The 26,882-nt window shown below is 69.6% G+C and carries 23 protein-coding genes; 7 read left to right on the top strand and 16 right to left on the bottom strand.

The window, feature by feature from the left end:
• Window position 1: 1 nt before the first annotated feature.
• Together A3CE_RS0103955 and A3CE_RS50000 are read right to left on the bottom strand one after the other, a co-directional pair.
• Window positions 2–829, bottom strand: a complete 828-nt coding sequence (locus A3CE_RS0103955; RefSeq protein ID WP_020638761.1) for a fumarylacetoacetate hydrolase family protein — start codon at window positions 827–829, stop codon at window positions 2–4.
• A complete protein-coding gene (locus A3CE_RS50000) occupies window positions 775–2,412 on the bottom strand; it encodes an FAD-dependent monooxygenase (RefSeq protein WP_020638760.1) in 1,638 nt (545 codons plus the stop codon). The genes A3CE_RS0103955 and A3CE_RS50000 overlap by 55 nt, the downstream gene beginning before the upstream one ends.
• Window positions 2,413–2,532: 120 nt before the next feature.
• Here A3CE_RS50000 and A3CE_RS0103945 point away from each other — a divergent pair, with 120 nt between their 5' ends.
• The gene (locus tag A3CE_RS0103945; protein WP_020638759.1) at window positions 2,533–3,048 is read left to right on the top strand and encodes a VOC family protein; all 516 of its coding nucleotides are present in this window, start codon (window positions 2,533–2,535) and stop codon (window positions 3,046–3,048) included.
• A gap of 56 nt (window positions 3,049–3,104) precedes the next feature.
• Here the strand turns inward: A3CE_RS0103945 and A3CE_RS0103940 are convergent, their stop codons facing one another.
• The 7 genes from A3CE_RS0103940 to A3CE_RS0103910 all read right to left on the bottom strand — a co-directional run bounded on the left by A3CE_RS0103940 (window position 3,105) and on the right by A3CE_RS0103910 (window position 11,686).
• A complete protein-coding gene (locus A3CE_RS0103940) occupies window positions 3,105–4,547 on the bottom strand; it encodes a carotenoid oxygenase family protein (RefSeq protein ID WP_020638758.1) in 1,443 nt (480 codons plus the stop codon).
• A gap of 19 nt (window positions 4,548–4,566) precedes the next feature.
• The gene (locus tag A3CE_RS0103935; RefSeq protein ID WP_020638757.1) at window positions 4,567–6,030 is read right to left on the bottom strand and encodes an aldehyde dehydrogenase family protein; all 1,464 of its coding nucleotides are present in this window, start codon (window positions 6,028–6,030) and stop codon (window positions 4,567–4,569) included.
• Window positions 6,031–6,083: 53 nt separating this feature from the next.
• Entirely contained in the window at window positions 6,084–6,884 is an 801-nt protein-coding gene (locus tag A3CE_RS0103930) for an SDR family NAD(P)-dependent oxidoreductase (protein WP_020638756.1), read from the bottom strand.
• Window positions 6,885–6,903: 19 nt separating this feature from the next.
• Window positions 6,904–8,214, bottom strand: coding sequence for an acyl-CoA dehydrogenase family protein (locus A3CE_RS0103925; RefSeq protein WP_026468121.1), 1,311 nt, complete (start codon window positions 8,212–8,214; stop codon window positions 6,904–6,906).
• 88 nt (window positions 8,215–8,302) lie between these two features.
• Complete coding sequence (locus A3CE_RS0103920; protein WP_020638754.1) at window positions 8,303–9,751, bottom strand: FadR/GntR family transcriptional regulator; 1,449 nt, start codon at window positions 9,749–9,751, stop codon at window positions 8,303–8,305.
• Between the two features lie 24 nt (window positions 9,752–9,775).
• Window positions 9,776–10,198: a nuclear transport factor 2 family protein gene (locus A3CE_RS0103915; protein ID WP_020638753.1), complete on the bottom strand. Its 423-nt coding sequence runs from the start codon at window positions 10,196–10,198 to the stop codon at window positions 9,776–9,778.
• A gap of 6 nt (window positions 10,199–10,204) precedes the next feature.
• On the bottom strand, window positions 10,205–11,686 hold the full coding sequence (locus A3CE_RS0103910; protein ID WP_026468120.1) for a carotenoid oxygenase family protein: 1,482 nt from the start codon (window positions 11,684–11,686) through the stop codon (window positions 10,205–10,207).
• A gap of 257 nt (window positions 11,687–11,943) precedes the next feature.
• Here A3CE_RS0103910 and A3CE_RS0103905 point away from each other — a divergent pair, with 257 nt between their 5' ends.
• Genes A3CE_RS0103905 through A3CE_RS0103895 form a run of 3 tightly spaced genes read left to right on the top strand, consistent with a single transcriptional unit; the run spans window position 11,944 to window position 14,497 of the window.
• Complete coding sequence (locus A3CE_RS0103905) at window positions 11,944–13,167, top strand: MFS transporter (RefSeq protein ID WP_084641242.1); 1,224 nt, start codon at window positions 11,944–11,946, stop codon at window positions 13,165–13,167.
• Window positions 13,164–13,994 (top strand): DUF8021 domain-containing protein, encoded by an 831-nt coding sequence (locus A3CE_RS0103900; RefSeq protein WP_020638750.1) that lies wholly within the window; start codon window positions 13,164–13,166, stop codon window positions 13,992–13,994. The genes A3CE_RS0103905 and A3CE_RS0103900 overlap by 4 nt, the downstream gene beginning before the upstream one ends.
• A gap of 14 nt (window positions 13,995–14,008) precedes the next feature.
• Complete coding sequence (locus A3CE_RS0103895; protein ID WP_026468118.1) at window positions 14,009–14,497, top strand: flavin reductase family protein; 489 nt, start codon at window positions 14,009–14,011, stop codon at window positions 14,495–14,497.
• 96 nt (window positions 14,498–14,593) lie between these two features.
• On the opposite strand, the gene A3CE_RS0103890 is transcribed toward A3CE_RS0103895, so the two are convergent.
• Window positions 14,594–15,475: a ribonuclease domain-containing protein gene (locus A3CE_RS0103890; protein ID WP_125592007.1), complete on the bottom strand. Its 882-nt coding sequence runs from the start codon at window positions 15,473–15,475 to the stop codon at window positions 14,594–14,596.
• A 423-nt stretch (window positions 15,476–15,898) separates the two neighbouring features.
• Here A3CE_RS0103890 and A3CE_RS0103885 point away from each other — a divergent pair, with 423 nt between their 5' ends.
• The 3 genes from A3CE_RS0103885 (at window position 15,899) to A3CE_RS0103875 (ending at window position 20,615) form a co-directional block, all read left to right on the top strand.
• Complete coding sequence (locus A3CE_RS0103885) at window positions 15,899–18,778, top strand: ATP-binding protein (protein WP_211231804.1); 2,880 nt, start codon at window positions 15,899–15,901, stop codon at window positions 18,776–18,778.
• A gap of 119 nt (window positions 18,779–18,897) precedes the next feature.
• A complete protein-coding gene (locus A3CE_RS0103880) occupies window positions 18,898–19,971 on the top strand; it encodes a sensor histidine kinase (RefSeq protein WP_169523933.1) in 1,074 nt (357 codons plus the stop codon).
• Window positions 19,968–20,615, top strand: coding sequence for a response regulator (locus tag A3CE_RS0103875; protein ID WP_020638745.1), 648 nt, complete (start codon window positions 19,968–19,970; stop codon window positions 20,613–20,615). Before A3CE_RS0103880 ends, A3CE_RS0103875 begins: the two co-directional genes overlap by 4 nt.
• A gap of 448 nt (window positions 20,616–21,063) precedes the next feature.
• On the opposite strand, the gene A3CE_RS0103870 is transcribed toward A3CE_RS0103875, so the two are convergent.
• From A3CE_RS0103870 to A3CE_RS49995, 6 genes are all read right to left on the bottom strand, one after another.
• Window positions 21,064–21,762: a S1 family peptidase gene (locus A3CE_RS0103870; RefSeq protein ID WP_020638744.1), complete on the bottom strand. Its 699-nt coding sequence runs from the start codon at window positions 21,760–21,762 to the stop codon at window positions 21,064–21,066.
• A 349-nt stretch (window positions 21,763–22,111) separates the two neighbouring features.
• Window positions 22,112–22,594 (bottom strand): poly-gamma-glutamate biosynthesis protein PgsC/CapC, encoded by a 483-nt coding sequence (locus tag A3CE_RS0103865; protein WP_020638743.1) that lies wholly within the window; start codon window positions 22,592–22,594, stop codon window positions 22,112–22,114.
• A complete protein-coding gene (gene pgsB / locus A3CE_RS0103860; protein ID WP_020638742.1) occupies window positions 22,588–23,769 on the bottom strand; it encodes a poly-gamma-glutamate synthase PgsB in 1,182 nt (393 codons plus the stop codon). Before pgsB ends, A3CE_RS0103865 begins: the two co-directional genes overlap by 7 nt.
• On the bottom strand, window positions 23,766–24,869 hold the full coding sequence (locus tag A3CE_RS0103855; protein WP_043790664.1) for a HAMP domain-containing protein: 1,104 nt from the start codon (window positions 24,867–24,869) through the stop codon (window positions 23,766–23,768). Before A3CE_RS0103855 ends, pgsB begins: the two co-directional genes overlap by 4 nt.
• Window positions 24,853–25,884 carry a hypothetical protein gene (locus A3CE_RS0103850; protein ID WP_026468117.1) on the bottom strand — a complete coding sequence of 344 codons (1,032 nt, stop codon included), beginning with the start codon at window positions 25,882–25,884 and terminating at the stop codon, window positions 24,853–24,855. The genes A3CE_RS0103855 and A3CE_RS0103850 overlap by 17 nt, the downstream gene beginning before the upstream one ends.
• On the bottom strand, window positions 25,881–26,804 hold the full coding sequence (locus A3CE_RS49995; protein ID WP_020638739.1) for a hypothetical protein: 924 nt from the start codon (window positions 26,802–26,804) through the stop codon (window positions 25,881–25,883). Before A3CE_RS49995 ends, A3CE_RS0103850 begins: the two co-directional genes overlap by 4 nt.
• Window positions 26,805–26,882 lie beyond the last annotated feature (78 nt).

Raw genomic sequence — 26,882 nt, 5'->3', positions numbered from 1 at the left:
GTCAGACCGTCTCCGCGACGACTCGGTTCTCGATCTTGCCGATGCCGGTGACCTCGACGCTGACCTTGTCGCCGTCCTTGAGGAACAGCTGGGGGTCGCGCCGGTATCCCACGCCGCCGGGCGTCCCGGTGAGGATGACGTCGCCCGGCTCGAGGTTCGTGAACTCCGAGACGGTGCTGATCAACTCGGAGATCGAGAAGATCAGCCGGTCCAGCGAGGAAGACTGGACGACCTCGCCGTTGAGCGTGGTCGTCAGTGTCCGGGACTCGATCTCGACCTCGTCCGGGGTGACGACGACCGGGCCGAGCGGGGTCGAGTTGTCCCAGGCCTTGCCCTGCAGCCACTGGTGTGTCTTGTACTGGTAGTCGCGCATGGTCACGTCGTTGGCCACGCTGTAGCCGAGGATGTGCGAAGTGGCGTCCTTCGCCGGGATGCGGCGGCCCGCCCGGCCGATCACCACGGAGAGTTCGCCCTCGTAGTCCACCTGTCCGGCTTCCGGCGGGAGCAGGATGTCGTCGTGCGCACCGATCAGTGCGGAGGCGAACTTGGTGAACAGGACCGGGTAGGTCGGCAGCTCGCGCTTTGACTCGTCGACGTGGGTCAGGTAGTTGAGCCCCACGCACACGACCCGCCGCGGGTCGGCGATGGGGGCGAGCACCCGCTCCTCGAACGGGAACCGGCCGGCCTCGTCGCGTGCCGCCGAAGCCAGGCGGTCGATGCCGGTGGTGGCGTCGATCGTGGTGATGCCCTCCAGCGGAGTGACGATCCCGTCGGTCACCTCGCCGATGCGGGTGTTGCCGTTGTCGTCGTAGTAGCGGGTGAGTCGCATTTCTTCTCCTTGTCGTCAATCCACTGGCCCAGCCATGCGCGGACGTCGTCCCCGTAGCCTGGAGTCCATGAGGCTGCGATGAGCCGGTCGGGGCGCACGAGCAGGAATCTGCCGCGGTAGGGCTCGAACTCGCGCACGAGGCCGCCGTCCACGTCGACGAGCACGCGCGCGTTCGCCATCGCGGTGGGGAGCGTCTGGCCGACCACGACGTGCAGGCGTCGAGCACCGGTCATGGCGCAGACGGACTCGGCATCGGTCCACGCTGCCGCGGGAACGTCCACGCCGATCGTCGTCCATCCGTGGCCCGCCGGCTCGTCCAGCATCCGGACCTTGCTGGTGGCGGCGTCGAACACGCGCGGCTGGGCCACGGCGGTGCCGGCTCCGAGGTCGCCGCTGCGCACCAGCCCGGCGGCGACGGTGTTGGCGGGCCGGTAGCGCATCTGCTCCAGGTAGTTGCGCCCGTCGTCCGTCTCGAGCATCCGGCGGATGATCCGGTCCCGGCCGGTCGCCAGCCGGTTCGACGTGGTCATCACGACGCGCCCGAGGCGCTCGGAGACCCGGATGGTGGCGTCCACGTGCGGTCGGCGCTCGGTTTCATACGTCGAGAGCAGGTGCTCCTCGAGGGTGCCGCCGAGGACCCCGGCGAGCTTCCAGCAGAGGTTCGCCGCGTCCCGAATTCCCGAGTTGAGCCCCTGGCCGGCGAAGGGGGGCATCATGTGGGCCGCGTCGCCCATCAGGAAGATGTTGCCGCGCCGCCACTCGTCGGCGTTGACCGCGTTGAACCGGTAGACCACCGCCCGCTGCACCTGGTCCGGCCTGATGGTCCGATGGGGTTCGAGCAGGCGCTCGATCAGGGCGAAGCCGGGGTCGGGGCCGGGCTCTGCCTCTCCGCCTTGAAGGGCGAACTCGTAGCGGCATCGCCCGTCCAGGCCGGGCACGATGACGTGCGGCCTTTCCGGGCAGCCGTAGTGCATCGCGTACCGCTCGGTGCGGGTGTCCTCGAGGGTGTCCACGACAAGCCAGTTGTCCGAATAGGACCGGCCGGTCAGGTCGATCCCGAGCAGGGTGCGGACGGTCGAGCGCCCGCCGTCCGCCGCGATGAGGTAGCGCGCCCGGACGCTGCGCGCGACGCCCGCCACCTCGGTCACGGCGCAGACCCGGTGCCGGTCCTGGGTGACGTTCACGACGCGCGACCCGAACCTCAGGTCTACGTGCGGGTTCTCGGTCAGCACGGTGCGCAGCACCTGCTCCAGTTCCGGCTGGGCGAACGGGTTCTTGAACGGGAAGCCGAGGCGGTACGGCGCCGGGCCGGAGGCCTGGAACAGCCGGCGCCCGTCGTGTCCGAAATAGACGGTGCCGGTGCCCGGCACGACGATGCGCATGATCCGGTCGGCGATCCCCGCCGCCTGGTAGGTCCTGAGCGACTCGTCGTCGATGCTGATCGCCTTGGGCTCGGCGACCGGTTCGGCCTGCACCTCCAGGACGATGACCGACACGCCTTGCGCCGCCAGCAAGGCCGCGGCCGTCATACCGACCGGCCCGGCCCCGACGACGATCACGTCGACGTCCGGCTCTTCGCGCACTACGCCACTTCCTTGTCTCGTTAAGCAGGATGCGTGTCTCTCATTACAGGACTTGCTCTCTCTTCGTGTCAAGCCGTACGTTCTGATATTCAGAGCATCTGTCCTGCCAAAGGAGACATCATGTCGATCGTTGAACTGGGCCACACCGGCTTCTGGGTGGAGGACCTCGCCAAGATGCGCGACTTCTACACGCGGGTGCTCGGCCTGACCGTGACGGACGAGGACGACGAGCTCGGCATCGTTTTCCTCTCGTCCCGCCCGGAGGTCGAGCACCACGAGTTCGTCCTGGCGAACGGTCGTACCGCTCCCGCGGGCTCGCTGCTCACCCACCAGGTCTCGTGGCGGGTGGACTCCCTGGAGGCCATCGTCGAGTACCACCAGCGGTTTCGGGCCGAAGGCGTCCAGGTGCAGCAGGAGGTGACCCACGGCAACGCCATCGGCATCTACTTCTTCGACCCCGAGGGCAACCGCAACGAGGTCTACCTGCGCATCGACAAGGACGTGCGCCAGCCGTTCCGGAAGTCGCTGAACCTCGACCAGGACCTCGAGGCGATCCTCGCCGAGGCCGAGCGGCTGCTGAGCGACGGCGGCGCCGCCTACCAGCCGGTGACCACGCAGCCGGATCCGGCCAGGTGACGTATCGACGGTTTTGGGCCGGGCCGTGTTTCACGGCCCGGCCCAAAACGATCCGATCAGCCCTCGTTCTGCCGTGCGACGGCCTGGTCGAGCGTCGCCTGACCGGCCCAGGAGCCGTGGAACCCGAACGGGACCCGGCTCGGTAGCTTGACCCTGGCCAGCGGTTGGCGGATCAGGTCCGCGGCGTCGTGGACGAGCAGCTCCGTCAGGTCCGTCTCGCGGTTCCACCACAGCGAAAGCAGGTAGCCGTCGTCCTCGCCGATGGCGTCGGCCCGGCTGACGAAGACCGGTTCGCTGGGGCTGGTGAGCGGCCCGGGGCCCTCGACGACGACGGTGGTGTCCCGCAGGTAGTCGTGCTTGGCCAGGCCATCGCTCATGATGTCGCGCGAGACACCCCGTGTGGTGACGAAGTACCCGTACCGGTGGCGCCGTCCGGTGTAGTCGTCGTTGATCTTCGGGAACTCGCCGGCGAGCCCGCTGACCCTCTCTTCCTTCGCCGTGCCGGTGGCCAGGTCCACGGTCCATCGGTGCGGGATCGCCGGCGGGAACCACGAGTGTGCCGACGGCGGGGCGTCCAGCCGGTCGGCCGGCGTGCCGAGCCGCGTGATCCGGTGCCCGTCGATGATGAGCCGGCCGCTGTCCTCGTACGCGTTGTAGAAGTGCGTGTTGGCCCAGCTGCCGCCCACCTCGTGCCACGTGACGGCGTGGGTGCGCCGGTCCAGCAGCACGATCTGCACGCCGTGCGGCAACGACTTCTCGTCCCACACCACGCCGGGCTTGCCCTGCATGATGTGGTCGAGCCGGAACTGCGCCGGGGTGACGAAGAAGACCGCGTAGTTTTCGCTGACCGCGAAGTCGTGCATCAACACCGGAACCCCGATGTCGAAGCTGTGGATGTCGATCACGGTCCCGGTCTTCGCGTCCGCCCGCAACCACGTGATCCTCGGCCCGGTCGCGGCGAAGAACAGCATGTCGCCGCCGGAGGGGTCGATCTTGTAGTGGGCGGTGCAGAGAACGTCGATGCCGCCGTGGAAGTCGTACGTGCCGTACGTCTCCAGCGTCTCGGGATGCATCGAGTAGGGCAGCCCGCCTTCGAAATAGACCAGCAGGTGGTCGTCGAAGATGCCCACGTTCGTGTTCGCGACGTTCTTCGCCGGTGGGGCGCCGGGCGGGAGCGGGCGCGGGTTTCCGCCGTTGGCGAATCCACTGTAGACGGCTTCGCCCTGCTCGACCTCGAACCTCATCGAGTCGGTCTCGACCCAGCGGGTGCGGTAGGCGGCGCGGCCGTCGCGCAGGTAGACGCCGCAGACCATGCCGTCGCCCTCCCACCAGTGGTACCGGTCGAGGTCCAGCGGCGCGAAGCGGGGGTTCGCGGAGATCCGGAACAGCGCGCCGGCGAGATCTTCGGGGATCTGACCGTCGACTTCCAGGTCGTAGGCCACGTTCTCCTCGGCCCAGGGAGCGAACGGCCCGGCCAGGAACTTGTTGTCGGTGTGCACGTGAGTGTTCTCCAGTGCCTCAGAAGGGGTAGGCGGGGATTTCGCCGTGCACGGTCACCCACTGCAGCTCGGTGAAGGCCTCGAGGTTGGCGGCGGCGCCGCCGTGCCGGGAGCCGTTGCCGGACTCGCCGACACCGCCGAACGGGACGGTGGCCTCGTCGTTGACGGTCTGGTCGTTGATGTGGACCAGACCGGTCGGGATGCGCTCGGCGAGCGCGAGGCCCTTGGCCACGTCCCGCGTCAGGATGCCGAGGGAGAGCCCGTACTCCGTGTCGGCGGCGAGCCGGGCCGCCTCGTCGAGGTCACCGAAGGCGACCACGGGCGCAACCGGGCCGAAGATCTCCTCGGCGTAGGCGCGGGCCGTCAGCGGGACGTCGGTGAGCACGGTCGGCCGGTAGAACAGGCCCTCGTAGGTGCCGCCGGCGGCCAGGCGCGCCCCGGCCGCCACGCTGTCGGTGACGACGGCGTGCGCGGCCAGCAGCTGCCGCTCGTCGATCATCGGGCCCACCGCGACCGGGCCGCTCGCCGGGTCGCCTACCGGCGCGCCGTTCGCGCGCTCGACCAGCAGTTCGGCGTACAGGCCGGCGACCGAAGCGTGCACCAGGTGCCGGCTGGAAGCCATGCACACCTGTCCGGCGTGGTGGAAGGACCCGAATGCTCCGGCGGAGGCTGCCTTCTCCAGATCCGCGTCGTCGAGGATGATCAGCGCGGAGTTGCCGCCGAGCTCGAGGTGCACGCGCTTGAGCCGCTGCGCGGCGGCCGCGGCGATCGCCTTGCCCGCCCGGGTCGAGCCGGTGAACGCGAGCACCGGGACGCGCGGGTGGTCCACGAGCGCCGCGCCCACGTCCGCGCCGCCCGGCAGCACGTGCAGCACGCCTTCGGGGAGACCGGCCTCCTCGAACACGCGCGCGATGGTGACGCCGCCGCAGATCGCGGTGCGTGGGTCCGGCTTGAGGACGACCGCGTTGCCCAGGGCCAGTGCCGGGGCGAGCGCGCGCATGGCCAGCACCATGGGCGCGTTGAAGGGGGAGATCACGCCCACCACGCCGACCGGGCGCCTGCGCGAGAACGAAAGCCGCTGCTCGACCGAGCGCAGCACCTCACCGTACGGCGCGGCAGCCAGCGCCGCCGCCTCGTAGCACTCCTCGGCCGCGCCATTGGAAGTCTGGAAGGCCGCGAAGCCCGGGTGCGTGCCCGCCTCGCGCACGATCCACTCCGCGATCTCCTCCTGGTGCTCCTCGAAGAGCTGCCCGGCCCGGCGCAGCACCCGCGCCCGCTCTGTGTACGGCAGCGCGGCCCATTCGGCCTGGACCCGCTGCGCCCGGGCCACCGCCTGGTCCACATCGGACGGAGCCGCCGCGCCGACCCGCCCGAGCGTCTTGCCGGTGGCCGGCTCGGTCGAGTCGTACGCCTCGCCGGAACCCTGCACCCAGCCGGAGGAGAAAATCCGTCCCTGCCAGTCATCGGAATCGAGAAGAGTCATGATGTTCCTTTCACGTCGTTGTGCGGCTTGGATGGCCGATGAACTGCCGGCGGTCAGTCGGTACCGCCGTCCACCACCAGGTTCACGCCGGTGACGAAGTCGGCCCGCGGGCTGGCCAGGTAGCAGACGGCGGCGGCGATGTCCTCGGGGCGCCCGACCCGCCCGGTCGTCTGCTGGAACACCTCCACGGCGAGGTGGCGCTCGTGGGCCCGCCATCCGCCGTCGAGCCGGAGTTCCGCGGCGATGTCGTCGAGCTCCGCGGCCGAGCCGGGGGTATGGATGATTCCGGCGCTGATGCAGTTGGCCGTGACGCCGGTGCCGGCCAGGCTCCTGGAGAGGCTGCGCGTCAGGTTGATTTCCGCGGCCTTCGCCGCCTGGTAGTCCGGGAAGTGCGGCGGCTGGTGCAGGGCCACGGCGCTGGCGATCTGGATGACCCGCCCCCAGCCGCGCTCCGCCATGACCGGCGCGAGCCGGTTGATCAGGGTGGCGGTCGAGACGACGTTCAGCTTGTACGTCTCGAGCCAGTTGCCCGGCGGGGTCGCCAGCCAGCCGTTGCGTTCCCAGCCGCCGTAGCGGCCGCCCGCGTTGTTCACCAGGATGTCGACGCCGCCCGAGGCGAGGATCTGCTCGCAGGCCGCCGCGGCTTCCGGCTCGACCGTGAGGTCGCCGAGCACCTCGTCGGCCCGTCCGCCGTGGTCGCGGATCGTGGCGGCGGTCTCGGCGGTGCGCTCTTTGTCCCGGCCGTGCACGACGACGTGGGCGCCTTCGGCTGCCAGCATCAGGGCGACGCCGGCGCCGATGCCGGAGCTGCTGCCGGTGACGAGGGCGCGCTTACCGGAAAGTCCGAGGTCCATCTGGGTTCTCCTGCCCGGTTCAGGCGACGGGGACGGGGACGGCGACCTGGGCGGTTTCGGCGGCCTTGGCCACTCCCGGTACCGCCGCCATGCCGTCCGTGAAGGGCGGCTGCCCGAGCAGATGCCGCCCGCTGATCTCGGCGGACGGGTCGAGCCGGGTCGAGCCGTGCGTCAGGGCGACGCGGACGTCGCGGGCGAACCGCTGGATCGGGTTGCGCACGCTGACGGTCGAGGACCCGAGGGTGAGCTGAAGGGTGTCGATGGCCGCACCGCACACGTTCCCGGCGTGGACGAGGTCCATCATGATCGCGGACTCCTCGGCGGCCGTGAACGGCTCCCGGGCCTGCGCCTTCCGGTCGATGTGGTCCGCCCGGCCGAACAGCAGGCATTCCGCGGCGTTGATCATCGCGTGCGTCTTGCCCGCGGCGACCTGGACGGACGGGGTGGCGGCCAGCGTGTCGTAAGGCAGGTTGAACGGCTTTTTCCGGCGGGACTGGTCGAGGAAGCACTCGAAGGCGCCCTGGGCCATCCCCAGCGTGACGGCCATGGTCTCCAACGCGGGAATCAGCATCTGGCCGCGTCCGTCGAGCTGGTAGCCGAGCCCCTGGTAGCGCTCGTGGAGCTGGTCGAGACGCTCCGGCATCCGGGCCAGGTCGGCAACACGCTGCTCGGGAACGAAGATCTCCTCCGTCGTCCTGACGCTGTTGCTCGACGAGCCCCGCAGGCCCATGACGTGCCAGTCGTCGACGATCTCGTACTGGCCCTTCTCCAGCAGCGCCATGGCCCGCAGCACCGAGCCGGGGCCGGTCGGCACCTCGATGCCGACGACGACGTACGCGGCGTGCTTGCAGCCGCTGCCGAATCCCCATTTGCCGCCGGAGGGGATCGAATAGCCGCCCGGGACGCGGCTCGCCCGCTGGATCCGCTCGGAGAACAGCGATGCGCTGGCCACCACCGGCCCAGGCCATTCGAGCGACCGTGAGTAGACCTCGCGCACGGCGTCCTCGGGGAACGTCAGCATGACCCGGGCGAACCCGCTGGCGATCATCGCCATCCACGCCGCGGACCCGTCGCCGGTCGCGACCGCGGTCACGATCTCGGCGAGGTCGCGGGCTCCGAGGGCGTAGCCGCCGAATTCAGGCGGTACCGAGGCACGGAACAGACCCGTGCGGTGCAGTGCGTCGAGCGTCGCCGGAGGCAGGCATCCGAGTTCCTCGCCGGCCGCAGCGTGCTCCCGGATCAACGGAACGAGTTCGCGTACCTCGTCGCGGATACGGCGCCCCTCGGGCGTGCTGAAAGGTGACTCGTGAACAGACGGTATTCCAACCATTTCTTGCCTTTCGAAGCCGCTTTTCTCTGATGCTAGAGTCGGGCTTCCCGGGAAAAAAGACGGTGGAATTCCGGCCGGGGGCGAGCAGTCAGAGACCGGCGTCGGGCAGGCCGTGCTCCGAAGTGAGCAGCATGTGGCGGCACTCCGCGAGCGTTTCCAGTTTCACCGACTGGAGGCGCTCGGCCTCCTCGGGGTCGCCGCGGCCGATGGCCCGCAGGACGTTCTCGGTGGACCTGGCGTACAAGTCGATGACCCAGGACGGCGCGTACAGCTCATCACGCATGCTCCACGACAAATACGCCTTGATGCCGTCCACGAAAAGTGCCAGCAGGGCATTGTGCGCCAGCTGGTTCTGCAACCTCTCGATCGGCTGGACGGCTGATATCGGCGCCGCCTGGGCCGGTTCGCGCAGCCGGTCGTAGGCCGCGTCGAGCAGGGCGGCGTCGTCCGGATCGGCCTTGCGCGCCGCGAGCTCCGCCAGCTCGATCATCAGGCCGCCGAGCGCTCGCGCGGTCTGATCCCACGGTTCGCCACGGGCGGCGAGGTGGATGCACAGTTGGCGGCTGAGCGGCCCCGAACTGGGGCAGCGGGTCATCAGGCCGCGCCCGCGCCCGGGCAGGGGCACCGCGGTCTCCGCGTCCTCCATGATGCGGATGGCCTGGCGGATCACGCTGCGATCGACGCGGAGCCGCTCGGCGAGGTCGAACTCGTTGCCCAGCGGCCGGCCCTTGACCCACTCGGCCGGGGTGATTTCCGACATCAGTTCGCGCACGATCCGGAACGCCGGGATCCGGAGCTGATCGAGCGGTGCCGGCACCTCCGTGCCGGACCAGCTCGCCGATCGGTCCAGCGTTTCGCGCGCCGCGGCGCGCAGCAGGACGCGGGTCCGCCGCGCGGCCTCGTCGCCGCGGCCGTGCTCGAGGTCGCCGATGATCAGTTCCGGCGCGGCATCGGCTTGGTCCAGGTGCAGCGGCGGCAGCAGCGGGGCGATGATGTCGCGCAGGCGCCGGAGAACGCCGCTTCCGCTCCACTCGATGACCTGGGCGGCGAACTGCTCGATGTCCGCGCCGGAGGGCGTCGCACCGGGTCGGTGCGCACCGATCAGGCGCACGGCCGTGACATGAATGGCGACCCAGGCCTCGACGATTTCCGGCAGCTCGATGCCGGTGAGGTGCGCGTAGCCGCCGACCATGACCCGCAGGTGGGTTCCGGACGGCTTCGCGACCGCGAGACCGCCGCGCGGGCCGCGCCGCACCTGGAGCGCTTGGCGCGCTTCGAGCACGCGCGCGGCTTCGCGCATCACATCGCGGCCCACCCCGTAGTGCGCTGCCATCTCGGCCTCGCTGCCGTAGACCCGGCCCACCGGCCAGCCGTCCCGGATGAACCGCTCCTCGATGTCCCGGGCCACGAGCAGCGGCAGTTTCGTCTGCGCCTCCTCGGCGCCGACCACGCTGGAATACAAAGCGGAGATCGTCGGCCCGGGCTTCGCGTCCGCACCCGGCCGGGAAGAGCGGCGAGAGATCTCGGTGCTGCTCATGGCCGCCTCCCTCCGTTCTGCGATCTACTCGGTGCTCACCGGAGCGCCGTCCCAATGCTCGGCGAGCTTGCCGTCCTCGACGCGCCACATGTCGAACCAGTAGGACCGGTAGGTCTTGCCCGGTTCCCGCGGGTCGGGCAGGTCCCGGCTGATCATCATCACGACCTTGTCGCCTTCGGCCACCATAACCGGAGGTTCGGGTGCGGGACGCATCGATTCGCGCGCGTGCCGTGCCTCCTCGGTCTTCGTCCAGGCGATGATGGCGTCCGCTCCCGAGGCGATGTTCGGGTTGTGCTGGAGGTAGGTCTCGGTGAGGTGGGCGCGTGCCTGCTCGGAGGTCGCGGGATCGGTCAAAAGTGACATCATGGTCAGCACGGTCTGCTTGTGCGCCGCGAGCTGGGCCGCGACGAGGTCGGTGACCGGTGCTTCGGTGTGGTCGATGGTCACGGTGTGCTACCTCCAGGTGGGGATTTCGGCGCCGTCGAACCACGTGGCGTGGATGCCGAGGCGCATGCGGACGGGGAGCCGGAGCCGGGCGACCGGCCCGCGCGCGAGGTCGAGCGTGTCGAGGATGACGAGTTCGCTGCGCCGCTCCAGCGGCCAGTTGAGCGTGGCGATCAGGTACCCGTCGTGTTCGGGCGCGTCGGCGGACTTGGTGAAGTACACCGGGTCCTGGAACGTCGCGGCCGGCCCCGGGTACCAGTCCTCGCGGGTGCCCGCTTCCAGGTCGAAGTGGCTGAGCTGGTTGAACATCACCGGGTAGGGGCGGCCGTTGACGTCCGTGGCGAGCTTGCCGCGGTCCAGGGTCGGCACGAACACGTGCCGGTACGGCTTCAACTGGCGCCGGGGGTCGACGTGCGGCCCCTCGCCGTTGACGATGGCCAGCACCTCCCGCTCCACCAGGTGCTCGTCGTCGGCGAAGTAGTCGATGCGCCAGCGCACGTGGCGCGTGGTGAGGCCGTCCGGGCGCATCGGCGCGCCGTTCTTGTCGGGTACGACCGGGGCGAAGCCGTTGCCGTCGGTCTCCAGCAGGTCGAAGACGATCGTGCCGTCCTCTTCGTAGGCGTTGATCGTGTGGCCGGGGAACGCGTGCGGTGCCTGGAACCAGCGCACCTCGTCGGCGCTCCCGTAACGGGGCATGACGCCGAAGACCTGCGGGAGGTCCGCGTCGTAGACGAAGTGCGGGCCGCCGGCCTTCAGCCGGTCGAGATCGCTGGTGACCGGCATGATCGGGAACAGCATGTAGTGCTCGGTCAGCGCGCAGTCGTGGATCATGGCCGAGTACGGCGCCTCGAACCACGCCTCGTGGGTGACCTTGCCCGCGGCGTCGATCACGTAGTACGCGATGTCCCGGGTCGTCTCGCCCCGGGCCGCGTAGCCGAAGCCGAACATCTCGCCGGTGTCCGGGTCGAACTTGGGATGCGCGGTGAAGGTGAGGCTGGTGATGGCCCCGTGCGCGTTCCAGACCCCGCGGGTCTCCAGCGTGACCGGGTCGACCTCGTACGGCAGCCCGTCCTCTTTGGAGGCGAGCATCCGGCCCGCGTGCCAGTAGATGGCGGTGTTCGCGGTGGTCCGGTCCTTGCCGGCGACGCTGGGGTCGTCGGAGTACGGGTCCCGGTAGTTCCCGAACAGGGGTCTGCGCGCCTTGCGCTCCAGTTCGAACCGTTCCGTGCGGACATAGCGCGTCCGGAAGTCCACGCAGCCGTCCTTGATCCGGAACGCCCGGACCGCGCCGTCCCCGCCCGCCGCGATGGTCATCGGGTAGAGCACCGGGACGTCCGGCAGGTACACCTGGTCCGGCACGGCCTGGACGAACAGCCCGTCGATGTCCGCCGGCACCTCGCCGTCCACGACTTCCAGGTCGAACACCTCGAGATCGAACCGGCACGGCTCGTCCATACCCGAGGTGAGCTCCGGCGGGAAAGCCTTTGCCATGACGCCGTCTCCTTTGACTGACCTGGGTGGTACGTGCCGCTCCCTGCGGCTTGCGTCACGGTAGGACGCATCCTGGAGTCAAACCAGACGGCGGATTGGAGACCGGGCGCCCCCCGCCACGGCCCCGGGTTTCGCCGCCTTGTTTGGGCGAGTACCCCACCTACCATCGTGGAGCACGGTCGCCCCCACGACGAAGTGGCAGGAAAACAATGGCGAAATCACTGCGTATTCAGGCTACGGTAGCCACGTTCATCTGCATGACATTCAGCATGTCCGGCATTTTCGTGGGCTCTTTCTCGGTCTTCCTGCCCGCGGTCTCGCAGGCGATGCACTGGGGACTGCCCGTCTTCACGCTCGTGTTCTCCGTTTCCCAGTACGTCACCGCTGCGGCCTGCCCGCTCGGCGGCCGAATCATCAGACTCGTCGGGGTGCGCATCACGGCCACCACCGGCGTGGTGCTGTTCGCGGGCGGACTGCTCGCCCTGTCGCAAATGGACTCGGCCGGGCCGCTCTACTGGCTGGGCATCGTCGGCATCGGGCTCGGCGCGGGCCTGTCCGGGCCGGTCGTCTACGCGCGGGTCGTCTCGTCCTGGTACGACGCCAACCGCGCGCTCATGCTGGCCCTGGTGACCGCCGTCGCGGTACAGCTGTCACAGACGTGGGTCGCGCCGGTCGCACGCTGGCTGATCGACACCCACGACTGGCGGTTCGCCCTGCGGGTGCTCGCCCTGGCGGTGCTCATCTGCGCGGGCGGCGCGGCGGCGTTCCTGCTCCGGCTGAACCCGGCCGAGCCGCTCGGCGCCCCGACTGCGGATGACGGTGCCGGCCCGGCAGCCGACGCGGGAGCTTCGGGGACGAAGGCGATGCGCACGCGGACCTACTGGGCCCTGACCTTGGCCGACTGCCTGGCGGCGGGGTCGCTGGTCGGCACCCAGACACACCTGGTGCCCTGGCTGGCGGGCCGCGGGGTCTCGGCGGACCGCACCACCCTCCTGGCCTCGGTGCTGGCGTTCTCGGGCATGGCCGGCGTGGTGTTCTGCGCGTTCTTCGCCGACCGCATTCAATCGCAGCGCTTCATCGCTGCCCTGTACCTGATTCCCGTCTCCGGCACGATGCTCCTGTTCTTCTCCGGGACGTCGTTCGCTCTCCAGTTCCTCGGAGCCGTCCTCTCCGGGGTCGCGCTGAGTACCGTGACCATGCTCCTGCCGTACCTGGTGACCCGGTACTTCGGCCTCAAGGCGTCCGCGGAGATCTTCGGCTTCAGCCTCGGACTCAACGTCGTGAGCATCGGGACGGCGACCCTGCTCATCAGCGACGGTTTCGACGCCACCGGCAGCTTCACGGTGCCCATGGCGCTGGTCATCGGCGCCACCGTGGTCGCCTTCCTGCTCATGGCGACGCTCAAGCCCTTCACCTACACGGTGTCGCGGACGCCGGCGCGCAGCGAGAGCGCCGTCCTGGCTTCCCCGGCCGAGCGATGACCGCCGCGCCCGTCCAGGAAGTCGAGCGGATGCTCCGAGGGCACGGTGATCGCTTCCTGGACAGCCTGGTCCGCCACGACCCTGGCTTCGCCCGGTGGAACAACTCCTCCCGGGTGACGGAGAACGCCGTCGAAATCAAGCCGGGTGAAGGGCTCTGGAACACGGTCGGCGACTTCCTCGGCCTGCAGACGTTCGTCGACGTCGAACAGGGCCAGCTCGCGACGACGGGGGTCGCGGTCTGCGCCGGGCAACGCCGTCCGTTCGCGCTCCGGCTCAGGGTGGCGGACGATGCGGTGAGCGAAGCGGAGTTGCTCGTCAGTACCGACACGGCCGGGCACTTCGCCGACGTCGACCGGCTGTTGACTCCCGACGTGCTCTACGACGCACGGGTGCCGCCCGAACGCGCCTGCGACCGCGACGCGCTCGCGGCGGTGGCCGGCGGCTACTGGTCGGCCCTGGGGGAGAGCGACGGCAGCCTGGCGCGGATCGGCTACCGCTGCGACCGCTACGACAACGGCAAGAAGGTGACGAACACGCTCACGACGCTGTTGTCACCCGACGCGACAGTGCACACCGTCGCCAGCTGCCTCAACCAGACCCGAGGGGCCAGGCCGACCGTCCGCGGAGGTCACTTCCCCGTTCTCGATCCGGCCCGTGGCGTCGCCGTCAGCACGGTCATGGTCGATTTCCACCCGGTGACGCACAGTCCGAGACCCGACAGCGGGACCTTCTACATGGTGGCGGTCTTCAAAGTGGTCGACAACGAGATCCGCAGTATCGACGAGATCCGGGAGATCCTGCCGCTCGGAACGCCGCAGGCATGGTGACGGAGGAGATAGCCATGGCAGTCGGTCCGAACGCGTCGCGCGAACTACGCGATGCCTACGGCCACACCGCATCAGGGGTGGTGGCGGTCTGCGGGCTCGTGGACGGCAAGCCGGTCGGGATGGTGGCGAGCTCCTTCGTCCCGGTCTCCCTCGACCCTCCCTTGGTCTCGTTCTGTGCGATGCGCACTTCGCGCACGTGGAGTGTGCTGCGCGCAGCGCGGGGCCTGGGCGTCAGCGTGCTGGGGGAGAACCACGGCGACCTGTGCCGCCAGCTGTCCGCTCCGGCGGGGGACCGCTTCGCGGGCATCCGATGGGAGGCAGGGGAATCCGGTGCGATCTTCCTGCACGAGACGGCGCTGTGGCTCGAATGCTCGCTCGAGGCCGAGGTGGATGCCGGCGACCACGTGATCGCCCTGCTGCGCCTCCGACGGGTGACTCCGTTCCCTCGGATCCGGCCTCTGGTTTTCCACCGCGGGCGTTTCGAAAGGCTGGCGCCTGTATAGGCGGCGTCGCGACCGGCCGGTGGGTCCCAGCGGAACTGCCCCCTGGGACCCGATCCGGTCGGCCGTGACGGGCCTGGTGGTGGTCTTGTCGCGGTACTACCAGGTTCCGTACCAAAAACCGGTAAATTCCCGGCAGAGTGCACTGGGGTCGTTGTGAATGTTCAATGAGTGCTGGGCGTTGAAGCTGATGTATTGACGGAAATTGTCGGCATTGGTGTCCACGTAGTACTGGCCATCGTGGGAGTTCCACCACTCCCAATCCCGCTGGTAGTCCACTTCCATTCCGGAGCCTGGAAGCCCGTGAACCGTCCACTCAGCGCGGTTCCAGTGGCCCGAGTGAAGGACGATCCGCCTGTCGTTCGGCTGACCGGTCGGGTGCTCGTAGCAGAACACGTGGTCGGGGAAACCGGGGGTGGGCAGGTTTCCGAAGTTGAGCGGGGTGAAGTCGGCGTAGTGGTCTTCGGTGTGGAAGACGATGCCCGTTTGGAGGTTGAGGACATATCGCTGGGCGCCCCGGTTGTCCCACGTGTGCTGCCTGACCTCGCCGTCGTACTCCCGGAAATCCCACGGCCCCCAGTGGCCGGTCTGCCGCGAGAGCCAGCCGGCCAGTTGCCCGTCGCGGTCGCCGTACGCCCCGCCCCCGTTCACATACCCGTGACCCGTGTTGAACGCAGCGTTTTGGGAGCCGGTAGCCGGCCAGTTCGCGGTGTTCATCCAGTAGCTGAAGGCCGTCATTGCCACAGTGCTGGTGACCCAGGAGTAGCGGTCGTCGACGGCCGCGTCGGCCTTGCCCGCGCCGACCGTCTGGACGGTGGCCGAGATCGGCACGGACGCCAGGACGGCGGCCAGGACGAGGACGATCATCCTGCGCGGGCGTCGCTTGGACGCGCTGCCGCCGATCTCGGGAGATGTGCGCCCCCGGTTCTGCGCGGTCCCAAGGCGGGAACGAACCGCCCCGAGCACGTTCTTCGTTTTCATTGTCTTCCCTTTCAATGGTGCGGACCTGCCCCGGTTGGCCGGCCGCGAGTGGCGCGCCGGGTGAGGTGGCCCGGCGCTGGAGAAGCGGTTCCGATCGGCGGATTTCCCGTTGTTTCGGCGCTCGGGAGCACACGACCCCGCTGGAGTTCAACGGGTCGCTCGGGGTTCACGGGTTGTTTACCGGTACCCCCCGGACAGTCCGGTCGTCGGCCCATGGCGGGCCCCGCACCTCGGCCCCGGCGCGAACAACTAGTGGGTCATGGCGTTTGCGCTCCGTTTTCACGCGGTGGAGTGAGCGTGACCGCGCCGTCGTGCTCTCGAACGATCCAGACGATGCGGGTCCTGCGCAGGCCGCAGCAATGGGGAACGGATTTGAGTGGGTAGTATGCGCAAAAGATGGGTATGCGGGAGGACGGTGACGCGGTGGATCGGAATGCCGGATTTGGCCGGGGTTTCGCATTCGTCGGCCGCCGTCACGAACTGGGGCAGCTGGTCGATGCGGTCCGGCGCGCACCGGCCGTGGTCGTGGTCGAAGGCGATGCCGGCATGGGCAAGTCCCGGCTGGTGCGTGAGGCCACCACGATCCTGGAGCGGGAGGGGTGGCGGGTGGTGACCGGCTTCTGCCACCCGCTGCGCGAGCCGTTGCCCTACGGGCCGGTGGTGGAAGCGCTGCGCAAGGTCGGCCCCTGGCTGCCGGGTGCCGAGCTGCCGCCCACTGCCGGTGCGCTGGCACCGCTGCTCCCGGATCTCGCCGGCCTGCTGCCGCCCGCACCGCCGACACCGGACGATCCGGGCGTCGCCCGGCACCAGCTGATCCAGGCCGTGCGGTCGGTGCTCGCCTCGCTCGGCCGGGTGATTGTGGTCGTCGAGGACCTGCACTGGGTCGACGACGCCACCCGCGAGCTGCTCGTGATGCTCGCCCGCGACCTGCCCGACCACCTCGCCCTGGTGCTGACCTGGCGCGCCGAGGATCGGTCCTGTGTGCTCGGTGGCGCCTGCCGCCCCACGGTGATCCGGCTGGCGCCGCTGACCGAGACCGACGTCGCCGAGCTGGCCGGGGCCGTGCTGGGTGCCAGGGCCACGCCGGAGCTTTGCGCTGTGCTGCACCGCCGCAGCGAGGGGTTGCCGCTGGTCGCCGAGGAAGATCTGCTGACCTTCCGCCACCAGGAGCGCCAGGACGCCGCCGCGCTGGAGCACGCCGACGTGCCACTAGGACTGCGCGCGGCGATCACCGAGCGGCTCGTCGCCCTGTCACCCGCAGGGGCGGCGGTGGTCGACGCGGCGGCCGTGCTCGCCGTCCCCGCCACCGAAGCGCTGCTCACGGAGATCGCCGGGCTGGATCCCGAGCAGGGCGCTCAGGGCCTGATCGACGTACTGGACGCCGCCGTGCTGAGGGAGGCCGGCACGGGCCGGTACGGCTTCCGGCACGTGCTGGCGCAGCAGGTCGCCTACCGGCACATTCCCGGCCCGTGTCGCATCCGCCTGCACCGGCGAGCCGTCGAGGTGTTCGAGACCCACGATCCGGCGCCGCTGGTGCAGGTCGCGCACCACACGCTCGCCGCGGGTGACCACGAAACCTGGCTCGTGCGCGTGGAACAAGCGGCCGACCAGGCCGTGGCGCTCGGTGACACCGGCACCGCCGCCACCCTCCTGCGCCAGATCCTGAACCGGCAGGACATCGGCGCCGACCGGCGGTCCAGGGCCGCGCTCGGACTCGCCAGGATTGCCAGTGCCGGCGTCGACTACGCCGCGACCGCCTCCGTGCTCACCGCCGTGCTCGCCGACCACCGGCTGCCGGAGGAGGTCCGCGGCGAGATCCGCCTCGGTCTGGGGCTGATCATGCTCAACCTCGCGGGCGACCCGGCGGGTTTTTGCGAGCTCGAACGCGCCGTCGAAGAACTGGGCACACTCCCGCGCAAGGCGGCCAGGGCCATGATCGCGCTGGCTTTGAACGAGTACGACGGTGCCGCCGCGCACGCGTGGGAGTGGCTCGACCGGGCCGAGCAGGCCGTCCGCGACAGCACTGACGAGACTGACGAGCCGGTTCGGACAGACGTCCAGGTCACCAGGCTCATGCTGATGGCCAGGGCCGGCGATCCCGCCGTGTGGCCGCTGGTGGACCGGCTGCCGCGCCGGGACGCGGCCGAGCCCGTGCTGCGTCGGATGTGCCAAGCGCTGTACAACCTCAGCGAGGCGGCCCTCCAGCTCGGCCACGACCGGCGCGCCCGCGGCCTGATGCTGGAGAGCCAGGATCTGGCCGCCCGCACGGAGAACGCCCCGCTCGAGTGCCTCACTCGCGTCAGGCTGCTGCGCACGGACTGGCTGGCCGGTCGCTGGGTCGGTCTGGACGAGCAGTACGACGTGCTGTGCCGGGCCTATCCCGACGTCCGGCAGGCCGACCTCGACCGCGCCCTGTACCGGGGACATCTGGCGCTCGCCCAGGGCAAACACTCCCAGGCACTCGAGCACTTCGCCGCCGCCGGGCGTGGACGTGAGACGTCCGAGGCGGACGTGAGCATGAGCATCGCCGCCGGCCTCACCGCGGTGCGACTCGCACAGAACGACCCGCGGGCGGCGTGGGCGAGCGCCGAACCCGCGGTGACCATGCTGCGCCGGCTCGGCAGCTGGACGCGCACCACGGGCCTGGTCCCGGTCGCGGTCGAAGCCGCACTGGCCGGCGGACACCGCGAGGAAGCCGAGCGGCTGGTGGCCGATGCCGCACGCGGTGTGCGGGACCGGGATGCTCCCGCTGCCACGGCCGAACTCGAGCTCGCAGCCGGACTGCTCGCGCGGGACAGCGCACCGGCCACCGCCGCCGAGCACTTCGCCACGGCCCGCGCCGCGTGGCAGGACATCGGCAGGCCCTACCACGCGGCACAGGCCGCGGAACAGCTCGCGAACGCCTTGGTGCGCTCCTGCCCCGAGGACGCGGCCGCGCACCTCACCGAAGCCGCGCACGTCCACAGCGGACTCGGCGCGATCGCGGATGCCATGCGCTGCCAGCACACTCTGCGCGCGCTGGGGGTCGAGGAATCGGCCAGGCGCGGACGCCGGGGGTACGGCGACGAGCTGTCACCCCGCGAGCTGGAGGTCGCCGAACTCCTCAGCCGCAGCGCCACCAACGCCGACATCGCCGAGACCCTGTTCCTCTCGCCCCGCACGGTCGAGAAGCACGTGGCTCGAATCCTGGCGAAGCTGGGCACGGACCGCAAGGGCGTCCGCACCACCCTCGCACCATCGACCGGCATCGACCCGGTGGGCCGATCATCCGACACGTTCACCGCGACAACCGACCACAGCTGAACTCGGCGTAACGAGCGGAGAACTCTGGGCAATGCCTGGCCTTGCGGGTTTCGGACCTCCGGCAAGCGCGCCGGATGGGCCTCCACGCGAGCACTCGGGCAGGTGTCAAACTGGTGGCCGTGGACAGTTCCGTTGTCGAGTGGTTCCGGGCCCGGTGGCATGGCCTCGGCCGACGCAGCCGGGAGCTGATCGTCGACGCGGCGGTCACCGGGAGCTGCGTCACGCTGGGTGTCGTGCTGGCGGCCGGGGCCGAGGAGGCGTGGTGGAACGCCGGCGCAGCCGCCTTGCTTGCGGCGCGGCGGAAGGCGCCTTCGGCGGTGCTGCTCGCGATCACGGCGCTCGTTGCGTTCTCGCCTTCCGACGCCATCGTCGTGCCGATGTGTGCCCTGTACGCGGTCGGTGCGTTCGGGCGTGCGGTTCCCGGTGCCCTCGCGGTCGTCGCGACCGCGGTGGTGTTCGCGCTGCCGGCGCCGGATATGCCGGATGTACCTGATCCTGACGGCACCCTGTTCGTGGCCGAGGTGGGGGTGCAGGTGCTGGTGCCGCTCATGGCGGGCGCCTACGTCCGGCGTTCCCGGCAGATGGCGGCGATCCAGCGGGACCTGGTGCTCACGCAGGAGCGCGACCGGATCGCCCGCGAGATGCACGACGTCCTCGGGCACAAGCTCAGCCTCATCGCGCTGCACGCCGGGCGGCTCGAACTCGGCGGCGCCGCGGACGCCGAGACCGCGCGGCTGCTGGGCGGGACCAGCCGCGCCGCCATGCATGATCTGCGGCAGATCGTCCGGGTGCTCGACGCCGAACCGGTCACAGTGGACACCCTCATCGATTCCTCCCGCCGCGCGGGCTTGCGCATCGAGTCCACTTTGCCCGGTGACCTCCACGAACTCCCTCCCGAACTGGCCGACGTCGTCCGGCGCGTCGTCCAGGAGGCGCTGACGAACGTGCACAAGCACGCCGGACCGGTGGACGTCGTCGTCGAGTTCCGGGTGGTCGACGGCCGGGCGCGGCTGCTGATCCGCAACCGTCCCCCGGAACAGGCGCCGAGCACGCAGGGCACCGGCACCGGCCGGGGGCTGCGGACGCTGGCCGCGCAGGTCGCGGCGAGGGGAGGCCGGCTGACCTGGGGCGCCGACGCGGACGGCGGCTTCGAGGTGGCCGCGGAGTTCCCGGCGACTGTGGGTGCCCGGTGATCTCGGTGGTCGTCGCGGACGACGAGCAGCTGATCAGGGCCGGCGTCCGGGGGCTGCTGGAGACGGCGGGGGACATCAAGGTCGTCGCGGAAGCCGGGAGCGGGTCCGAGGCGCTGCGGCTGGCGCACCGCCACCAGCCGGACGTCCTGCTCCTGGACATCCATATGCCCGACGGCGATGGCCTGGCCACGGCCGAACTGGTTGGCCGGCACGTGCCCGCCACGGCGGTCGCGATGCTGACCGCCTTTTCCGACGATCGGTATGTCCTGCGGGCGCTGCACGCCGGCGCCGCCGGGTTCCTGCTCAAGGACACCGAACCGCGGGTGTTGCTCGACGCCGTGCGGGCGATCGCCGCCGGTAAGGGGTACCTCTCGCCGCAGGTGACCTGTGCGGTGCTCGCGCGGTTGCGGGACCGCGACCCACGGCGTGCCGAACGCGCCCAGGCCCGGCTTGCCTCGCTGACCGGCCGCGAACGTGAAGTTCTGCGGCCGCTCGCTCAAGGCCAGTCCAACGCGGAGATCGCCCGTACTTGCCGGATGAGCGAAGGCTCGGTCAAGGCGCACATCAGCCGCATGCTGGTGAAACTCGAGTGCGCCAACCGCGTGCAACTGGCCCTGATCGCCTACGAGGCTGCCGAAAGCTGACCGGCCGGGTCCAGCCGGGCGTCGGTTCCCGGATGGACGGTGGTTACCACGGGCACCGGTCGCGATCGTAGTCGTGGGCCTTGCCCTCTTTCTCGTGCCGACCGCGAGCACGACTGGGTACCCGAGACCGGGAAGACCGACCTTCTTGCCGATGTGCAGCAGCTCGCAGAAGGTGCGCCGGGCGCCGGTGTCGGTCTGCTCACGGACAGTGTACCCCGGAGATGATCGATCCGGCCAGGCCCGGCCGAATCAGCGAACAGGTTCCGGAAAGGCTGGCCGACACCTGCCGCGGCGTCTTGGCGAACGCCGGCCTCGAGGCTCGGGGCACTGCCGCCTGAACGCATGCCCGATCCGGGTTCACGCCGGCGCGGTGTCTTGTCCCGGTGGGGGTGGTCTGGCCTCCACCCGGCCCTTGGGGGATCGGTGGGCCGGGTGGAGGTGCGGGGGGCTACGCGCCGGCGGTTTCGCGGATCCAGGCTCGGCTGTTGGCCACGCTGGCGTAGTTCTGTGTTCCGTTGATGTCGGAACCGCTGTTTGAACCGGTGGAGCAGACGCCGACCTGGGCGCCGCCGGCGAGCTGGAGGCCGCCGGAGTCGCCGTGCCACGCGGATCCGTCGACGCCCTGGCTGGCGATCGCGGGTCCGCTGTAAGCGTCGGTGCCGGCGCCGGTGACCTGGACGTTGGCGGTCTTGAGGACGGGGGAGGGCGGGTTGGTGCCCTGGGTGCGGCCCCAGCCGTAGATCTGGTTCGTGTCGCCGACGGCGGGGTCGGAGTCGGCGAGTGTGATGTAGGTGGCGTCCACTGTGGAGCTCAGGTGGAGCAGGGCGATGTCGCCGGTGGGTGGGGTCTGGGTGCGGTCGACGGTGGCTTTGGTGCCCTGGCCGAGGTTGAGGCTGCCGACCAGCACGTACATGGCTCCGGTGGCGAGGCAGTGCCGGGCGGTCAGTACCCACTGGGCGGCGATGATGGAGCCAGAGCACTGGAAACCCACGCTGTTCCAGTAGACCTGGGCGCCCCAGGGGGCATCGGTGGCGGTGCCGCCACCGATGATGTTCGGAACGACAGTGCTCGCCTGCGCGGCGGGGGTGGCGAGTGTTCCGGTGGTGAGGGTCATGGCGGCGAGGGTGGCGGCGACGGTTTTGCGCATGGTGGATCCTTTCGGCGACTCAGTGGGGGCGTCGATTCCGCGGAAAGCCGACCGGGGGTGAGTTGGTTTTGCAACCACTTTCCCGGGGAGAAAAATAAGGACTGTCGCGGACGGTGTTTCGGCGAATCCCGGCTCGGGGTGCGCGGGTAAGTCGAACTTTATCGGCCGGTGCAGGTGGTGGTACCCGACGAAGGTAGGAGCCTGTGCGCAGGTCTCAGCGTCTTCTCAGTCGTGGCGATTGCGCCGTATCCGGTCCTACGCGAGATCCGCATCGGCCTGGTGGCTGGAAAGCATGAGACGCCGGGCTCGTCTCTTGGTCCCCTGCTTTGCTCGGTCACCGGAAGTCCTTTCAGGAATGCGGCAGGAAGTTGAGCAGGACGCCGGAGAGCAGGACGACGTAGGCCAGCAGCGTGACGATGCCGGTGGAGGCGAGGGTGGCCTTGATGGGCTGGCGGACGCACTGGTAGGCGATCAGGCCGGGCACGATGAAGCCGAGTGTTCCATGGGAGAACAGGAACGGGTGGTCCTTCAGCAGGAAGATGAAGGTCGTCAGCTGGAGGAACACTCCGAGCAGCAGGACGGCGGCGAAGAGCCGCTTGCCGTACAGGATCACCAATTTCTGCAACAGACGCGTGCCGAAGTAGGTGGCGACGGTGACGCCGGCGATGATCCACAGCCTGCGTGGATCGGTGATGGTGGCCAGGGCGAGCCAGCCGGGTGTGATCATCCCGCCGGGGGAGAGGTTGGAGACCAGGTAGCAGCCGAGCGAGAACACCAGGCCGATGGCGATGCCGAGCACGGCCACCTCGGCCGTCACGGTGGCGGTCAGCACTGCATTCCTGCCTTTTCCAGGTGGTGCAAGAGTTTTTCTCCTTGGCCGTGGATGTTGCCGATGGCGACGAGCGAGGCGTCGCGGTCGATCTGGTCGACGATGGTGCGCAGGATCTCCTCGACGGGGCGGTTCGGGCCGCCCAGGTCGAAGGCCTGGCCGCGCCAGCCGGCCGGGATCTTGGCCAGCGCCGACCGGGCGGGGTGGCCGATCACGAACAGCTTGTCGGTGCGCAGTTCGGGCACGATCTCGCCCATCTGGCCGTTGCGTTCGACGCGGTCGGGTCGGCAGTTGACGAGGGTGAAGACGGGTTCCCGGATCTGTCGCTGCTCGATGAGCTGCTGCACGTTCATCACGGTGGAGCGGGGGTCGTTGGCGGCGAACACGTTGGCGAAGCGGAGTGTCTTGCTGCCGAAGTCGTAGGACTCCACGGTGAGGACGCCGGGATCGGGTGGCGCGTCCCACATGCCCTTGAGGGCCTGTTGCCGGGGCACGCCGAGGAGGCGGGCGACTTCGAGGGAGATGGCGACGTTCTCCTTGAAGCTGTGGTAGCGGAATCCGGCCATTTCGCGGTCGGTCACGTCGTCGGAGTTGACGGCGATCAGCTGGCAGGACCGTTTGTCCGCTTCCTCCTGGAGGATGGGCAGGAGGTCGCGTTCGGCCGTGACGCAGATGCCGCCGATCGGCATGGACCGCGACAGGGAGCGGGCGACGTCCTGGAGCGTCGGGCCCATTTCCTGAAGGTGGTCTTCGCGGACGTTGCTGAGCACGCCGATGGTGGACTGGATGAGTTTGGTCTGGTTGATTTCCTGAAGCGGAGGCATGACGGCCATGCATTCCATGACCAGGACGTCCGGCTGCGCGGCGGCGGCCTGGCGGACGATGCCGATCTGCTCGACGACGTTGGCGATGCCGAACTTCCGGTGGACCGGCTCCTCGGTCGCGTCGGGGTGGATGAACCGGGCCGCGGTGCCGGTGGTCTTGGCGACCGTGGCCAGGCCGCCGGCGCGCAACGCTCCCGCGCACAGCCGGGTGACCGAGCTCTTGCCGCGGATGCCGTTGACCAGGATCCGGCTGGGGATGGTGTCGAGGTTGCGTTGGTGCCGGCGCTGCTCGATGATCCCCGCGACGAGCAGCGTGCCGAGCGCGAGGCTGAAGACCGCATACAGGAAGATCATCGGTTCCTCCGGATCAGCTCGCGCCGGACCCGTTCGAGGTTCCGGGCGATGAGGCCGAGCTGGTCGTAGCGGCGGACGATCACCGGGTCGTCGGTGTCGCCGCGGGTGATGCGTCCGGCCGCCCTCGCCAGCGCGGACAACGGGCCGACGATCACCACGTAGAGCCAGCCGAAGACGACGATGGTGAGCACGGCGATCAGGGCCCCGAGCAGGATCAGTTCGCGCTTTTCGTCCGAGTGGGAGAGGGTCAGCGCGGACTCCGACCGGTCGGTGACGACCGTGAGCCCGGTTTGCCGGGTGGGTTGAGTGCTGGTGACCGGCGCCCAGCTGACCGCGTGCCGCTCACCGTCCACCTCGCGCAGCGCGTGACCGGGCCCGCCTGCGGCATCCTTCGCGGCTTGCTCCAGATCCGGGCGAGACAGGGGTTCGAACGCGGTGAAGCCGGTGGTCGCGCCGATGACCTTCCGGTCGGAGTTGAGAAGCCGGGTGTTGCCCGGCCCCGCCAGCGACAGCGGTTTGATCAGCGCGTCCGGCTTGAACTCGGCGACCAGCCGCCCGGCCTTCGCGCCGGTGACGGGAGCGGAGACGAACACCCGCGGTGAGACGCCCTGCGGCGGGCCGACCGCGAGAGCCGGCTTGTCGGCCGTCTTCATCGCTGCGGCGTCGACGTCCTCGCCGGCCTTGGCGCGGACCTCGCCGGTGGGCGAGAGGTACGCGACGCCGCGATAACGATCCCGTGCTGACATCAGCTGCGACAGCAGCTTCGATGGTGTTTCGGCGTCTTTGAGGACCCGGATCCCCGCGGCGACGGCGTTCAGGTCGGACACGCCGCTGTCGAGCGAGTGCTGCAGCTGGCGGGCGGCCAGAGCCGTTCGTGTCTGTTGTTCGGCCGCGACGCTCTCCGGTATCGGGTCGACCAGCCAGGAGGACGGCGCGGTCGCGACCGTGCCCGCGGTACCGAGGAAGAGGGTAGCGCCCAGGCCCCAGGTCAGCAGGGCCAGCGGAAAATGGCGCCTGGGGCGGCTCTCGGCCGCAGGGGCCGTTCTCGGCACCGGGGCGTGCCGGTTCTGCGCGTGATTGCCGTCAGTGCGTGTAGTCATTGCCCCTCGTCAGATTCCGGCCGGACGGTGTTGCCCGGGCGTGGGTGAACGCCATCGCCACGCGTCCTGCTTCACCGTGTTTCGGTGCCTTGGGTACGATTTGGCCGGTTGACTCGGCGACTCGCCATAGCAGCCGGATCTGGCGCAGCACCAGGAAATAGAGGGTCGCGAAACCGATCACGGTGAGCACGGCCAGCAGGGCGGCGACAGTGATGGCTCGCTGACGAGAGGCGTCGGTGGGGGCGACAGTTTCGACGGTCGCCTGGTTCGACACCACAGTCCAGCCGAGCGTGCTCGACGGCGGCTTGCCGCCCAGGGACGCCCAGGCGATCACTTCGTACCGCTCGGCGGTGTGCTGAACCCGGCTGCCGGAGGAACCCTCGCCGGGTTCCATGTCCTGGTCGACGACTCCTTGCGGTGGCGTGCGATCACGGGGGCCGGCAATCACCGAGCCGGATTTGTCCAGCAGCCAGGCGCCTTCCGGGCCGGCCACCGCGAGCAGTTCGCCGAGCCGGTTCGGATCGAGATGCCCGACGAGCAGGTACTTCGCGTCGGCGGCCTTGCCGACCGGCGTGTACTGGACGATTTGCCGGTCGGTGCCGACCTGTGCCAGCCGCGAGCCGGCCTCGCTCGGGAGCGGGTCGCCGAGCACCGCGGGCTGTGCGGGGTCGCCGACCTGGGCCACGACCACGTGACTGGTTCGGTTGACGACGTAGAGAGACTTCCAGATCCGGCCCTTGAAGGGGAGCAGCAACGCTCTGTTCCGCTGGCTCATCGATTCGTCGACGACGGTGGCGATTTCCGCCAGGCTGCTCAGCCCGCCGTTGAGCGACCGGGCGATGGCCTGCTGGGCCGCTACGGTGCTTTCCCGTCTGCTGTCGAGGATGGACTGGGGAACCGGCGAGGAATCCCGCGGGCGGGACATGTAGATCCCGGCGGCGGCCGCCAGTGTCAGGAACAACACCAGCCCGGCGATCCATGGTGCCCGGACGCCCGGTACGCGCCGCGCGCTCATCGGCCGGCCACCTGTTGGGCGAGTGCGGACACGACACGGCCGCTTGCTTCAGCGGTGAACCTGGTGTCCTGGGATACCTCGATGTGCGCGAAGTCGCCACCGTGTTCGGCGACCCATTTTGCCTGGACGTTGGTGGTGGCTTCCAGGCCTTTGCAGCCGGTGACCCATGACAGGCACACCGAGAGCCCTGCTGCCTTGAGCCCCTGGGCGATCCGTTCCACATAAGGGCTGCCGAGTTCCGGACCCGCGGAGAGGACGATATCGCTGTCAGGCGCCGATTCGTTCCGGAAACCGTGCAATTGCATGACCGGAACCTTGCGCTGTACCAAAAGTTCGTGCACCGTCTCGAATACGCTTTCATTCGTGTGGGCCATGTCGGCTTGTCTGTACGGCGCCGCGCGGCGGTGCGCGCCGGCGATCACGAGAACCGAGCCGGGTACCCGCTGGAACAGGGCGATGCCGAGCTGCTCGCTGCCCAAGTCGGCCTTCGGATGGGGGACTTCGATTCCCAAGTGGACGGTGGCGGCCGTGTCGATCAGGATCCGGCCCCATCCGCGTGGCCGGTCCGTGCTGTCCGACACCTCGTAGAAGCTCCGCTTGGTCCCGGTGTCGACACGCTTCGAGACCGTGTAGCCGACGGAGGCCATTGCCTTTCTCGCATCGAGCGGTTCTCCGTCCAGCACGCGCCGAACGCCTTCGCCGATCGCCGCGCGCTCGGCGGGAGACGGCTTCGAGTAGCCGGATTCAGCCGACATCCCCTCCGCGAACTGGCGGACGTCGGCCGCCAGGTCGATCTCGCCGGCGTCGAGCTGCTCCGGCTTGTCGGTCACGCCGGGCACGAGGAGCAGGACGAGGGCCACCGCGCTGGTCACCACCACGACGCCGGTCGACACCCACATGGCCGTGCGGGAGTGCTTCATGAATTCGACATTCCACGATCACGCGCTCCGGCGCAGCTGGATGTAACTATCTTCCAGCCCATGCCCGACCGTCGGCTG

It is taken from the genome of Amycolatopsis balhimycina FH 1894, assembly GCF_000384295.1.
Classification (GTDB): Bacteria; Actinomycetota; Actinomycetes; order Mycobacteriales; family Pseudonocardiaceae; genus Amycolatopsis; species Amycolatopsis balhimycina.
This window is presented reverse-complemented; position numbering and strand designations above follow the sequence as displayed.

Excerpts from the sequence above, each read along its gene's own strand:
- A3CE_RS0103945 (WP_020638759.1), top strand. The coding sequence starts at position 2,533 with ATGTCGATCGTTGAACTGGGCCACACCGGCTTCTGGGTGGAGGACCTC.
- A3CE_RS0103910 (WP_026468120.1), bottom strand. The coding sequence starts at position 11,686 with ATGGCAAAGGCTTTCCCGCCGGAGCTCACCTCGGGTATGGACGAGCCG.
- A3CE_RS0103870 (WP_020638744.1), bottom strand. The coding sequence starts at position 21,762 with ATGCGCAAAACCGTCGCCGCCACCCTCGCCGCCATGACCCTCACCACC.
- A3CE_RS0103955 (WP_020638761.1), bottom strand. The coding sequence starts at position 829 with ATGCGACTCACCCGCTACTACGACGACAACGGCAACACCCGCATCGGC.
- A3CE_RS49995 (WP_020638739.1), bottom strand. The coding sequence starts at position 26,804 with ATGAAGCACTCCCGCACGGCCATGTGGGTGTCGACCGGCGTCGTGGTG.
- pgsB (WP_020638742.1), bottom strand. The coding sequence starts at position 23,769 with ATGATCTTCCTGTATGCGGTCTTCAGCCTCGCGCTCGGCACGCTGCTC.
- A3CE_RS0103905 (WP_084641242.1), top strand. The coding sequence starts at position 11,944 with ATGACATTCAGCATGTCCGGCATTTTCGTGGGCTCTTTCTCGGTCTTC.
- A3CE_RS0103920 (WP_020638754.1), bottom strand. The coding sequence starts at position 9,751 with ATGAGCAGCACCGAGATCTCTCGCCGCTCTTCCCGGCCGGGTGCGGAC.
- A3CE_RS0103935 (WP_020638757.1), bottom strand. The coding sequence starts at position 6,030 with ATGACTCTTCTCGATTCCGATGACTGGCAGGGACGGATTTTCTCCTCC.
- A3CE_RS0103850 (WP_026468117.1), bottom strand. The coding sequence starts at position 25,884 with ATGAGCGCGCGGCGCGTACCGGGCGTCCGGGCACCATGGATCGCCGGG.
- A3CE_RS0103900 (WP_020638750.1), top strand. The coding sequence starts at position 13,164 with ATGACCGCCGCGCCCGTCCAGGAAGTCGAGCGGATGCTCCGAGGGCAC.
- A3CE_RS0103890 (WP_125592007.1), bottom strand. The coding sequence starts at position 15,475 with ATGAAAACGAAGAACGTGCTCGGGGCGGTTCGTTCCCGCCTTGGGACC.
- A3CE_RS0103930 (WP_020638756.1), bottom strand. The coding sequence starts at position 6,884 with ATGGACCTCGGACTTTCCGGTAAGCGCGCCCTCGTCACCGGCAGCAGC.
- A3CE_RS0103855 (WP_043790664.1), bottom strand. The coding sequence starts at position 24,869 with ATGACTACACGCACTGACGGCAATCACGCGCAGAACCGGCACGCCCCG.
- A3CE_RS0103925 (WP_026468121.1), bottom strand. The coding sequence starts at position 8,214 with ATGGTTGGAATACCGTCTGTTCACGAGTCACCTTTCAGCACGCCCGAG.
- A3CE_RS0103895 (WP_026468118.1), top strand. The coding sequence starts at position 14,009 with ATGGCAGTCGGTCCGAACGCGTCGCGCGAACTACGCGATGCCTACGGC.